The following is a 12,760-nucleotide window of genomic DNA, read 5'->3' on the forward strand; positions in this document are numbered from 1 at the left end:
TATTAACACAAATAAAGAGTAAAAAGTTGAAAAGATATTTTGAATAATCAACAGTCTATATAATGAATATTTGATCTTGAGACATAGGATAATTAGTCATGTACATGTAATAGCAAGTTTACCAAAATTATGGATGTCTCATTTGTGGGATATTAAGGGTAGTATATAATACGAAAACCTCTTAAAAAGGTAGTGAAGTAATAAAAAAAATAAAGCAGCAACATTCCTCACATCTTTCTCGCTGCAACAAGTAAGGGCGTTGAAGGCAAAAGTCTGATTAAAAATTGAACGCAGGCTCTGAGCGCGTCTGATAACAAGTTAACTTATAAATAATAATATATTATCAATTAATATAATATATAAACACTAACATTAACACATAAGAAGAGATAAATGGAAAAAGAAATTATAGAAACAAGCATGTGAAATTCTAATTAGAGTTATCTAATCGAAGCAAAGATTCCATGGTATTTAAAGGATACAGGGATTAATGCAAATAAAAATGGTAGTGAATATCCACTACCATTTTATTTATATATCCATTATCCATTATCCATTAACATAATACACATACATATACATATAACACAAATGCATAGTTTATCCAAAAAGCAAATTATAATTCAGATTTGACTTTATCCATCCAAAAATCTAAAGCATAATCAATGTCGCGGTAAGTTGTTTCAAAGTCTCCTGTAAACCAAGGATCATCAACAGCGACACCTTTTTTATTAGGAGTGATATCGTTAATCCCAATCACGTTGTCGCAAGTTAAATCAGCGAACATTTCTTTAACGTTTGAAATATTTGAGTCATCCATGCAAATAACATAATCGTTTTCTAAAATATCAGCACGCGTAATTTGGCGTGAGATTAAATTTTCTGCAGGAACGTTATGTAAGTTTAATTGATTAACTGTACGACTATCAGCGAACTTGCCTTTGTTAAAATCTGAAGTACCAGCTGAGTCAATCTTAACTTGGTTAGCTAATCCTGCTTGATTGATACGCTCCTTCATCATAGCTTCTGCCATCGGTGAGCGGCAAATATTACCTAAGCATACAAATAGTAAATTCATATTAACCCTCCGTTAAATTGTAGTAATCTAATCGTAGCGGAAAAACTAAGAACTTTCAACTATCAGGGTTATTTCTTCCAAGTGAATTACCACATATATCATGTTAATAGCAATATATATATTTTATGTTAATAGTAATGCATATGTTAATAGTAATGCATATGTTAATAGTAATGTATATGTTAATAGTAATGTTATATATTTTATATTAATGGGAATGTTTATATATTATTAATTATATTAATGAATAATATATAATGTTAAAGTTAAATACATTAACACAATGTCATAGGTTATCAAAGAGTATTAACACAATGTTGGAGTTTATGGTATACTTAACAATAGGAAATTATAATAGAAAGGACGAAAAAAAGTGACAGCTACCGTTTTATCATTTTTAAATTTCAAAGGTGGCGTTGGTAAAACAAGTGCCACAGCGTTAGTTAGTTATAACTTAGCTAAGATGGGGAAAAAGTGCTTGGTTATCGATTTTGATCCTCAAGCCAACATTACCGCATTATTTTTAAAAACAAAATCTCAAAACAAAGACAATGTTGCAACCATTGAATCTTCATTAATGACTGCATTAAATAAGAAGGAAAGTTTAGATGACATTACCATTGAAATTGGAGAAAACTTATATTTAGTACCAAATGCGGTTGACTTTAGTATGTATGGACGTTTTTTGGAACGTAATTTTATCGATGAAGAACAACGTATTTCATACTTTAAGACTCAAGTTGATCCGCTTCGTGATAAATACGACTTCATTTTCATTGATGTGCCACCAACAATCTCTCTACCTAATGATACTGCATTTTATGCTTGCGACCAAATCATTGTGGTTTTACAAACACAAGAACGCTCATTACAAGGGGCAGAAGTCTTGATTGAATATCTTCAAGATAGTATTGTTGATCAATATGGTTCTACCGTACAAATCTTAGGAATCTTACCATTCCTTTCAAAACGCTCAGCTAGTGTTGATAAAGAAATTTTGGACGCCGCAGCTGAGGAATTTGGCGACGAAAACGTCTTTAAATCTCAAATTATGCAAATGGAACGTGTTAAACGTATGGATATGACAGGGATTACCGATCATCCTCACGATTCATGGGATATCAGAACACACAAAGCATTCCACAAGGTGGCAGCTGAAATTATAGAAAGATTAGGTGAATAAAATGGCAGGTTTACTTAAACATACTAAAGGACAATCAACTGCTGGATTACGTCATACAAAAACTGTTGAAGTTGAAAACCAAGTTACAAGACAAGATGTTTTAACTGAAGATAACAGTGTGACTTTTCCTGCAAATGTCCGCGTTGATAACCACATTCGTAATCAAATCACAGCGTTGACAAATATCGGAATTGGTTCAACGCAAAAAGATATCGTTGGTTCACTTCTTAGTGAACGCATTGAAAAGTTGAGTGATAGTGATCGTCAACGTTTCGATCGTATCTTAAACATTCTTGAACAAAAGGATTATCTTACATCATTAAGTAAAAAATAAGAGTTAGAGACTAGGTTTTCCTAGTCTTTTTTGTTGAGATATTATAATAGTAGAAACTGGAAAATTTTGGCGAAATAATCAAAATCAATCAGTTAGATATTTGCCGATACGGTATTGTTATGTAGACGATTCATGAAAAATGATTGTAAGAATAATTATCTTCCTGATTCTTTGTGTTAAATATATAATGAATAATTGATAATATAAATGTGATTACCATAGTGTTTCATAAAAGCAAAGAAAAGCCTCCAATGATGCTAACAATAATAGTTACTTTCATTGGAGGCTTTTAGATTCACTAATCTATTTGCGATGTTGGCGCTTTTTAATCCAACCATAAATATAGCAATTGAAAGCAGAAATTGCGTAAATATTAAAAGTGATCATAAAGGGCTGAATGCTGGCGATGGCGGGAATAACGTTGACGTGAATCCAAATTAATACAATCACCAAAATCGCAAAGCTATTGATAATGTTTCTGAGATAACGATTGATTTTGAGTTTGCGGCTGGGGATTTTTGTCGCTAAGGCAATCAAGCCGTAGATTGCAATGACTAATGCCAAAATCCAGGCGATAATACCCGTTGTTTTGATTAAAGTTGATGCGCTTTCAGCAATCAATTGATGTAAACCGGCACCTAAAAGGGCAATGACTCCTAAGAAGGTGATGACCTTATAAAGCGTATCAACGCCAATCGTTTTTTCGACCCATTGTGGTTTTTGCTTAATCCAAGCGATTTCAACCCAAAGGACAAAAGCGACAATTCCTAAATCATAAGCTAAAAGCTGAGCTGAAGGGGCTTGATAATTGAGGTTAAAAGAAGCAATGGGAATGGCAGGTATCAAAACCAAAAAGAAAGCCCATGCTAACCAAATTAAGTGTTTCTTCATCAAATATTTTTCCTTTCAAAAAATGCTGCTTAAATTATACCAAAAAATGTTGTGATGGCGGGAGTTTAGAGAAAATTTCCCGAAAAATATGGGGTTGTTGAACATAAAAATCAACCTATTTATTTGTGTTAAGTATGAAATGTTAAATGGATAATCAATAATATTAGTGTGATTACCATATGGTTAATGAATAGGAAATGAAATTTAAAGCAAAACAAAGATTATCTTACATCATTAAGTAAGAAATAAACAAAAGGATCTTTGTCAATTAATACTGAAAAAAATATATTCTAAAAAAGTAACGGTTAAGTAGTTTGTAAAAAGCTGCTAGATGGTTACTTTTTTTGTGCTCTTTTCTTTGAGATTTAATGAAAAGAGCGTAACTCCGCCTACTTTAGAGAGGGGAAGTTGACTGTCGTTTCTTGCCTTGAAACTGAAATCAGTAAGTAAAAGTTATATCGTAAAAAACATTAACTCCCCCGAATAGTATTTTGTTATAATTAGAATGATTAATTTTATGGGAAATACGGGGAAAATTATGGAGAAAAATGTTGTCTTTTGTGTTGATAATCGATATCTAGCTCAATTGGACGTTGCAATAAAATCGCTTATCGCTTATAACGAAGATTTAAATATCTATGTGGTGAATGCTGATATTCCATACGAATATTTTATGAAATATCAACATGTTTTGAATGACACGAGCAACCGTGTAATTGATTGGAAAATCGAAGAAGAAGAACTTAAATGGGATGCATCGTTTGAATATATCACTAAAATTTCTTATGCACGCTTACTCATCCCTGAAATATTACCTCATTTAAAACGGGTAGTATATTTAGATTGTGATATTGTGGTGACTGATAATATTGATCAGTTATTTGAAATAGACTTGATGGATAAGGCCGTTGGTTTAGTAATTGATTGGTTAAACTTTGCAACTGCAACTAATCGCTATAATTCAGGAGTGATGTTATTTGACTGTGATGTATGGCGGAAAAATAATTATGTTTCAGGCTTAAAAGAAGAGATTGAAAAAAGAGTTAAACTACAAGAAGAAGCTACAAAAGCGCTTCCGCCTGAACTTGGGGCGGATGATCAACATGTTGTTAATGCATATTTTGATTATGATAATGTGTATGAATTACCTTACGAAATGAACACGCAATTTGGAACGATGATTCTTGGCATGGCGCAATATGCTAGAGATAAATTTAAAGAAATTAAAGCAGGAAAAATTATTCATTTTACTGGTCCGCTTAAACCTTGGGCTGAATGGGGAAATATGCGCGGACGTCAAAATTGGTGGGATTTTCGTTTTATGAGTGTTCGGGATGTAGTGAAGATGCATCAAAAATTATTTGAACAACGGCAAATGCTAGTGTATACCCGATCAGCAAATATTCGTGGGCTTAAAGAGATAACCGCTGCTAATCCCAAGATTGATTTCATTGTGGTTGCACCAACAGCTATAAGTAGGGAAATCTGGAAATTAAATATGCAACCAAATATCTTTGTGAGAGAACAATTTAAAGCAGATTATTTTGATTTTACTTCAATTAAGGCAATACTTATGTTGGGAGAAGAATTTAATTTAGAAGAAGAGGGACAATTATTCAATTCAATTTCCGTTCCTATACTAACATATCGAGATTTAGCATTTGAAAATGTTGAATATGCTTATCAAGCTCAAGATGTAAAAGACTTGATTAATAAAGTTAAAGAATTAACTATGAGTTATATATCGGAAAAATAAAGGAGAAAATACTAGGATGGAGAAAAATATAGTCTTTTGTGTCGATAATAGATATGTGGATCAACTTGATGTCGCCATTAAATCGTTAATCGCACATAATGCCCAATTAAATATTTATGTCGTGAATACTGACATTCCTGCAGAGTATTTTATGAAATATCATAACTTTCTTTTCGGAACAACTAATCGTGTAATTGATTGGAAGATTAGTGAAGCGGAACTAAAATGGGATGCCTCATTTAAATATATTACTAAAATTTCGTATGCGCGTATGCTTTTACCAGATTTATTGCCACAAGACATTAATCGAGTGTTGTATCTTGATTGTGATGTTGTTGTGAATGCTAATTTGGATGAACTATTTAGAATTGATTTGAATGGAAAATCCCTTGGGATGGCATTAGATTGGTTTGGATATGAAACGATGACTAATCGGTATAACTCAGGGGTGCTTCTTTTTGATTGCGATGTATGGCGGCAAAATAATTATGTAGACGGGTTAAAAAAAGAAACTGAACGCCGAGTTGCATATATTGAACATACAGATAAGGAAATCAGACTTGATGAACAAGCAGATGATCAACATATCTTTAATGCCTATTTTGATTATGATTCAATTTATGAGCTCGCACCAGAATATAATATGGCTTATGGCGTAGAAGCTTATAAAGTCTCTCAACAAACTAAAGAAAAATTTTTGCAAAATAAAAGAAAGATTATTCATTTTACTGGACAAAACAAACCTTGGACATGGATGGGAGATACTAATGGACGTCAAGAATGGTGGATGTATCATGAAATGAGTGTCCGGGATGCATTGGCAATGTATCAAGAAAATCAAGCGCAAAAACAAGTACTTGTATTTACGCTAACAGAAAATATTCGAGGAATTGAACAGATTGCTAAACAATGTCCACAAGTAAGTTTTTTGATCGTGGCACCGTCAGAAGTAACATTCAAAGTATTGAGGTTGAATGTACATCCGAATATCTTTGTGAAAAAAGTGTTTATAAAGGAAAACTTTAATTATGATAAGGTTAAAGCCGTGTTAATGTTAGGGGAAGAATCAAATAAAGTTGCGGATCAAAAATTCTTCAATCAACGCGGACTCCCCGTACTAACTTATCAAGATTTAGCTCTTGAAGGAGTTGAATATGCTTATCAAGCAACAAGCGTGGATGAGATGATTGCAGAATTAAACTTACGAGTTGAAAATTAGTTTGCGGGCAAATAAAAGGTTTACAAAATGGTGAAATAAAATTTTAACCGTCAAAATGACGATAGCATTATCTACTTATTTGGTTCATCATGCTCAAATGGTACCTTTATTAGTTAAGGTTAGATATTAATAAAGTAGGTGAATAAATGGCAATCAAAAAACTAAGTATATTGTTGGGAATGCTTGTTATTGGTGGCATAATTTTGGCATATAACAGCGTACAAAATAAGGTTAATACGACAACTTATCATCACGCACAAAGAGCAACTGTTTTTTTTCATGGATATGGGAGTTCCAGTAACGCTGAAAGGCACATGGCACAAGCAGCTAAACGTGCTGGAGTGACTAAGACAATCATTGAAGCGGATGTTTCTGAAAATGGGAAGGTTACATTTCATGGAACTATTAAAAAAGATGATATAAATCCGATTATTCTTGTGAATTACCGCAATAATCGGGATGGTAATGAAGCAAAATTAACACGATATTCTAAAAATGTTATGTTAAGTTTGGAAAAACGGTATGGAATTACTGAAGTTAACCTTGTTGGACATTCGATGGGGAATATGTCGATAATGTATTATATCATTCATGAAGCAGATAATTTAAGATTGCCGCAAGTGGTTAAAGTTGTTGACATTGCGGGGCATTTTAATGGAATAAAAGGCATGAATGAACCGGCAAATGTTCAGTTGAACAAAGACGGAACGCCAACAAAAAAATCAGCCACATATCAGAGTTTGGAACGAATCCGCCAAGTTAAAAACTTGGATAAAATTCAATTTTTGAATCTATATGGAGATATTGATAATCAAAGTGATGGTCGGGTATCAAATACCTCATCCCAATCTTTGCGTTCACTTGTTAGTGAAAAGGCGAAATCATATCGAGAAGTAAAATTTACCGGTAAAAAAGCACAACACAGTCAGCTTCATGAAAATTCCCAAGTAGATCGTGTACTGATTGAGTTTTTATGGAAAAAATAAAGAGAAAGAATGTAATAAGTTTGACTTTAGTAGTAATGAATAGAGCTGCCTGAGAGGTAGCTCTATTTTTTACTCACGTATAAACTGTTGAATTGTGTTAAGTGTTAAATGTAAATGAATTAGATATAAAACATAAACATTATATATATAATAAATGTTATTTAGATTTTCCTAGGTGTATTTATCATACTGAAGCGAGAATAACCCCTCTTCTATAGGTGAAGAGTAGTTGACAATGATAGATAATCTTAATGAAAATTTTGGTAAAATTTGTTATAATACAAGTGAAAAGAGACTATAGTAATAGTCTAATCTATAATAAAAGGTGAACTAATAAATGAGTACACGATTAGAAATTATGCGCGGCACAATTGCGTCAGCGCAAACATTTTTATCAGAAAAATATGAAGCAAAAAGCGACTACCAATCATTAGATGACTTATTGATGCGCTATGATCGCAAGTTTGGTAAGGATCGCACTAATGATTATTACGCTAATGCAGCAACAGAATTTTTCCCTAAAGCATTAGAAGTGGTAGAACAATACCCTGAAGATGTCAAAGAAGAATTAGGTGCAGCATTTAGATCAGCTTTACGTGATTATTTATTAGCCCAATTCTAAGAGGTGATTAAGATGATGAATCTAACGGAATTAAGAAGAAGTGCCAGACAAAAATTAGCGGGTAACTGGACTTGGGCCGTGATTTTTACAGTTATTTATTCAATTGTGACGTCAATTATTGAATCAATTTTTAGTGGTAAACTTGACTTGAAAACGACGTTGGAAAGTGGAGTGCCACCGCGAATTTATGTGGGGCTTACCTTGAGTGCCCTAATTACAGGGATATTTTCTGCAGGTGCTGTCTATACTTTTTTGGATTTTGTAGAAGGCAAGCGTGAAGAAAACTACTTCGCGGCTGTATTTTCAGGATTTACTAAAGGAAGATTCACAAATACATTACTAACTAATATTTTGGTAAGTGTGTTTACCGTTTTGTGGACGCTTCTTCTTGTTATTCCCGGAATCATCAAATCTTTAGCATACTCACAAACTTTTTATATCTTAAAAGATATGATGCAGGCTAATAAAGATGTTGGTTTAACTGAAGCAATTACTGAAAGTCGCAAGTTAATGAACGGTCATAAATGGGAATACTTCTTATTACAATTAAGTTTTCTTGGTTGGATTATTTTGGGAGTACTTAGTTTGGGAATTGGAATGTTTTGGGTAATTCCATACATGGAAACAACTAACGCCCAATATTACCGTAAACTTGCGGGTAATAAATATTTAGGATAGAACAAAAAAGAGGATGGATTAAGTTCCATCCTCTTTTTTGTTAAGAGCAATCTAAGTTTGTACAATCTCAAAATAGACTGAAAAAAAGTCACATAATTCAAAAACCTTGATTTCTTAAGGTTTTTATTTTGCTATTTCTATATTCGTTTAGCGATGATTTTTAGTCTTCAGAAGGACCGCTTGTTGCATCGAGCTCAACGCTTTGACTTTCAGCGATGGCTGTTTTAGCAGCAATACGACCAAAGGTGAAGATGTCAGCTAATGAGTTACCACCTAAACGGTTACCGGCATGCAAACCACCAGCGACTTCTCCGGCAGCATAAAGTCCTTTGATTGCTTGGTTTTGAGCATCTAAAACATGAGCTTTAGTATCGATCTTCAAGCCACCCATAGTGTGGTGGATAGCTGGTTTTCTAGGAGTTGCATAAAATGGAGCGTGTAAGACTTTTAAGTCAAAGACGTTCTTGCCAAATTCTGGATCGTGATCGGCATCAACGTATGAGTTGTACTTATTAATCGTATCAACTAAGACACTAGGATCCATGTTTAATTGCTTAGCTAAACCTTCAAGGGTGTCATCCTTGTAAAGGGTACCAGCTTTAACTTGTTCTTCAAGTTTTTCTTCACTGGTATTATAAGCAGTCTTTTTAATTTCATTATCAGCAATAAGATAGAATAAGCTACCATTTTTAATTGCGGCCTTCGCTAAAACGTCACGTCCTTCATATTCGTTAACGAAACGCTTACCTTCTTGGTTAACCATGATGAAGTTAGCTGGTGGAGTTTGAATACCTGTGAATAATTCCCCGGTTACTGGGTCAGAAACGGGCATCATTTGTGAAAATCCCATGCCGACTAAATCAGCCCCAACAGCAGTTCCAAGTTCAATTCCATCCCCAGTAATCGCAGGAGAGTTAGTTGTTGCGATATCATCATCAATATCTTCCCAATAAGTATTATACTTTTGGACCATCTTGGTGTTGGCACCAAAACCACCAGCAGCCAAGATGACAGCTTTAGCGTGGACAATAACTTCTTGGCCGGATGCATTGCGCGCTTTAACGCCAACAACTTTACCATTTTCATCAGTAAGCAATTTAGTTGCGCGGGTTTCAGTAAGAATTTGACCACCGTTATTTTTAACGAATTCTGAAAGGACACGGATAAAGGCAAAGCCAAGTGGTTCAGTTGGCTTGTGACCACGACGCCACTTAGCCCCAACTGGCATTGTTACTTCACTCATATCAAATTCAACCCCTAAATCAGCTAACCATTTCACTGAATCTAAGGCATTATCTGTTAGAGTTTTTACTAAATCGTAGTTCCCGTGGATTTCTTGACCATTTAAGTCAACGCGTTTTCCACCAAGGTAAGTTTGGATTTCATGCCAAGTACTTGAATCAAAGAGGTAGTCATGCTTGCCATCAAGGTAATCTTTGATTTGGCCTTGAAGTTTAACAAAATCGTCACGATATTCAACGTCGATTTCGTTTAAGTCAGTATCAAGGATGGCTTTAAGGGTATCAGCTTCCCCAGGTAAAGCGGCGAATTGTTTTTGCCATTCTGGATCAGCGGCGTTTACAGGCCCCCCAGCACGAACGGTGTTACCCCCAGTTGATGGGAATTTTTCAAGCACTAAAGCTGTTTTGTTGGCTTGAAGGGTTGAAGCAGCTGCAGTTAAACCGGCACCACCAGCACCAACAATAGCGACATCAACGTTATATTCTTGTGGTAAAGCAACGGCATTAGCATCTGGTTTAGGACGCTTCTTCAAGATATCAGGATCTCCACCAGATTGTTTGATGGCAGTTGCCACACTATCTAAAATCCCGTTACTTGTATCAGAAGCTCCAGACACAACATCAACGTTAAGGGTTTGACCAGCAAGGATTTGTGCAGGGATGCGTTCAAAGGCTGGTTCAGAAATTCCTTTAGTTTCACTCTTAGTATCAATGTCGATGTCTTCGATACGATCTTTAGAAAGGGTAACTTTAACTTTGAAATCACCGTTATGTCCTTTAGCATCAACTTCGTAAACACCGGGTTCAAATTCAACATTTTCTTCAACTGCAATTCCGGCATGAATGCTTGCAAATTTGATGAAATTCTTTAAGCATGAGCTAGAAAATCAATGGTTCCTTGATCGATAAGGTCGCCATTTGCATCGAACTTATCTTGGGCATTACCTAAAACAAATTCGTTGGCACCTAAAACGATAGGTCCTAAACCAGGGGCGTCCATGATTTCGCGTAAATGAATTTGCGCACTGGCAGCGCCATTCATATCTTCAGAAGCACCGATAATCATCATTGGTTTTTGTTCGAAAGGATGAAGGTTAAATGACATCCAGTCGATAAATGAGTTTAAAGCAGAAGGGATGGTACGGTTTTGTTCATCGGTTGCGATGATAACCCCATCAGATTCTTCAATTAAAGTAACTGCATTTTGGAATAATTCAGTTTCGCTTTGATCATTTGATTCATTAAACATAGGGAAATCACGAGTTTCAAGTAATGTGATTTCGGCTTGGTCTGCAAAATGTTTTTGCATAAATTTAAGGAGGGTTCTAACAGGAGCGTTGTCCTTAGCAGAACCAACAATTCCAACTAATTTCATGATAAATCCACCTTTCGATTAAGCATTAATAAAGCTAATAAATTCTGCAAAGTAAGCGTCGAGCTCAGCTTGTACGTTAGCATCTTTTAAGTTGCCGTTATCATCAAATGCTTCGCTAGCACGGCGTAAAAGGAATTCTTTCCCCGGCATAGTGATGGCACTTAAGCTTGGGCTATGTAGAATTTGGAAGAGATGTTCTTGGGCACGAAGAGTACCTAACATTCCATAAGAAGCTCCGGTTACAAGCACTTTTTTAAATTTAAGGGCTTGAGTTTGGCTAAGCCATTCTAAAGCAGAAGCTAAAGGTGCTGGGATGGTGTGATCGTATTCAGGAGTTGAGATGATGACACCATCGGCTGCTTTGATTTTATCGCTAAAAGTTTTAACATTTTGGCTAGGAGCTTGATTAGGGTCTAAAAAAGCTTCTAGGTCCTTAATTTCTAAAATTTCAATTTCGGCTTGGGACGCAAAATGCTTTTGCATGAATTGTAAAAGCTTACGATTCAATGAAAAATCTGCGTTTGTACCGACGATACCAACAAGTTTCATAAAGATATCGCTCCTTTAAGTAAAATTTTATTTATAAACAAAAGTTATTATAAGATAAATTCAAAGTTTGTGCAAAATTTCACGGAGTCGTCTTTGTAGTCTTCTACTATAAATAAGACGGTAATTTTTTATTCTGAATTAATTGGTTATTATATATAGAATAAAAAAGCAACAACATGCAAGAAGAAAATATGAAGAAGATGAATACAAAAAACACAGCACGCAATGATGAAATCGTTAAGTGTAGTGCTAATAAAATTATGGAAACAATTAAAAAGCTAAAGGTAGGTGATAAAGTAATGGTAGAATTAAATATTGCGGAGACAAAAGATTGGGTGGCGATGCAATTGACACTTTTGTGTTATAGCAAAGTCTGAATGAAAAGAACTTTGATGACTCCTATGGAATTGATAACATTATATAAGAAAGGATAACTTCAATTAAAAAATAAGATTTAAAATTAACCAAATAAGTATCAATTGAATTTGCCGTATGGTTAAGATGTTATGGGGAAAAATAATTAAAGTAGTGTTTGTAATCCGTAAGCAAAACCGAGAAATGGATCGGTAAGGAAGAAAGAAAATAGTTTTTGCAGGTAATTAAAAAATTTTTCAAAAAAACTTTCAAAAAACTGTTGACGATTTTAAAAAATCAGAGTATATTATTAATCGTTGCTTATGACGAAAGCAAAAAACATTTAATAAAAAAATGTTGACATGTTTTTTAATAAGTGATATATTATAAAAGCTGTCATTTGGCAGTTATAAATCAACGACATATTTTTTAAAATTAGTTGTTGACAGTTAAGAAAAATTAATTTATAATAATTAATGTTCTTAACGAACGAG

The 12,760-nt window shown here is 34.3% G+C and carries 11 protein-coding genes and 1 pseudogene; 8 read left to right on the forward strand and 4 right to left on the reverse strand.

Annotated features, from left to right (window positions below; all coding sequences use genetic code 11):
• Nucleotides 1–616: 616 nt before the first annotated feature.
• On the reverse strand, nt 617–1,078 hold the full coding sequence (locus JCM14209_RS07675) for a low molecular weight protein-tyrosine-phosphatase (protein WP_025022901.1): 462 nt from the start codon (nt 1,076–1,078) through the stop codon (nt 617–619).
• A gap of 373 nt (nt 1,079–1,451) precedes the next feature.
• Between JCM14209_RS07675 and JCM14209_RS07680 the strand changes: the two genes are divergently transcribed.
• Both JCM14209_RS07680 and JCM14209_RS07685 read left to right on the forward strand, forming a co-directional pair.
• On the forward strand, nt 1,452–2,261 hold the full coding sequence (locus JCM14209_RS07680) for a ParA family protein (RefSeq protein WP_025022902.1): 810 nt from the start codon (nt 1,452–1,454) through the stop codon (nt 2,259–2,261).
• Nucleotide 2,262: 1 nt separating this feature from the next.
• Nucleotides 2,263–2,595, forward strand: a complete 333-nt coding sequence (locus JCM14209_RS07685; protein ID WP_025022903.1) for a DUF5388 domain-containing protein — start codon at nt 2,263–2,265, stop codon at nt 2,593–2,595.
• A gap of 303 nt (nt 2,596–2,898) precedes the next feature.
• Here JCM14209_RS07685 and JCM14209_RS07690 read toward each other — a convergent pair whose 3' ends face one another.
• Nucleotides 2,899–3,486: a hypothetical protein gene (locus tag JCM14209_RS07690; RefSeq protein WP_025022904.1), complete on the reverse strand. Its 588-nt coding sequence runs from the start codon at nt 3,484–3,486 to the stop codon at nt 2,899–2,901.
• Nucleotides 3,487–4,024: 538 nt separating this feature from the next.
• Between JCM14209_RS07690 and JCM14209_RS07695 the strand changes: the two genes are divergently transcribed.
• The 5 genes from JCM14209_RS07695 to JCM14209_RS07715 all read left to right on the forward strand — a co-directional run bounded on the left by JCM14209_RS07695 (nt 4,025) and on the right by JCM14209_RS07715 (nt 8,747).
• On the forward strand, nt 4,025–5,242 hold the full coding sequence (locus JCM14209_RS07695) for a glycosyltransferase family 8 protein (protein WP_035520245.1): 1,218 nt from the start codon (nt 4,025–4,027) through the stop codon (nt 5,240–5,242).
• Between the two features lie 16 nt (nt 5,243–5,258).
• Nucleotides 5,259–6,461, forward strand: coding sequence for a glycosyltransferase family 8 protein (locus tag JCM14209_RS07700; protein ID WP_025022906.1), 1,203 nt, complete (start codon nt 5,259–5,261; stop codon nt 6,459–6,461).
• A gap of 146 nt (nt 6,462–6,607) precedes the next feature.
• Nucleotides 6,608–7,447 carry an alpha/beta hydrolase gene (locus tag JCM14209_RS07705; RefSeq protein ID WP_051523419.1) on the forward strand — a complete coding sequence of 280 codons (840 nt, stop codon included), beginning with the start codon at nt 6,608–6,610 and terminating at the stop codon, nt 7,445–7,447.
• A 337-nt stretch (nt 7,448–7,784) separates the two neighbouring features.
• Nucleotides 7,785–8,069 (forward strand): hypothetical protein, encoded by a 285-nt coding sequence (locus tag JCM14209_RS07710; protein ID WP_025022908.1) that lies wholly within the window; start codon nt 7,785–7,787, stop codon nt 8,067–8,069.
• A gap of 12 nt (nt 8,070–8,081) precedes the next feature.
• On the forward strand, nt 8,082–8,747 hold the full coding sequence (locus tag JCM14209_RS07715) for a DUF975 family protein (protein WP_051523420.1): 666 nt from the start codon (nt 8,082–8,084) through the stop codon (nt 8,745–8,747).
• A gap of 160 nt (nt 8,748–8,907) precedes the next feature.
• On the opposite strand, the pseudogene JCM14209_RS07720 reads toward JCM14209_RS07715, so the two are convergent.
• Together JCM14209_RS07720 and JCM14209_RS09475 are read right to left on the reverse strand one after the other, a co-directional pair.
• Nucleotides 8,908–11,363 (reverse strand): annotated as a pseudogene (locus tag JCM14209_RS07720) (flavocytochrome c).
• Between the two features lie 18 nt (nt 11,364–11,381).
• Nucleotides 11,382–11,912, reverse strand: a complete 531-nt coding sequence (locus tag JCM14209_RS09475; protein ID WP_081774083.1) for an NADPH-dependent FMN reductase — start codon at nt 11,910–11,912, stop codon at nt 11,382–11,384.
• Nucleotides 11,913–12,088: 176 nt separating this feature from the next.
• Here JCM14209_RS09475 and JCM14209_RS07730 point away from each other — a divergent pair, with 176 nt between their 5' ends.
• The gene (locus JCM14209_RS07730; protein ID WP_025022911.1) at nt 12,089–12,289 is read left to right on the forward strand and encodes a hypothetical protein; all 201 of its coding nucleotides are present in this window, start codon (nt 12,089–12,091) and stop codon (nt 12,287–12,289) included.
• Nucleotides 12,290–12,760: the final 471 nt, after the last annotated feature.

The sequence above is a fragment of the Ligilactobacillus hayakitensis DSM 18933 = JCM 14209 genome (genome assembly GCF_000615845.1).
GTDB classification, from domain to species: domain Bacteria; phylum Bacillota; class Bacilli; order Lactobacillales; family Lactobacillaceae; genus Ligilactobacillus; species Ligilactobacillus hayakitensis.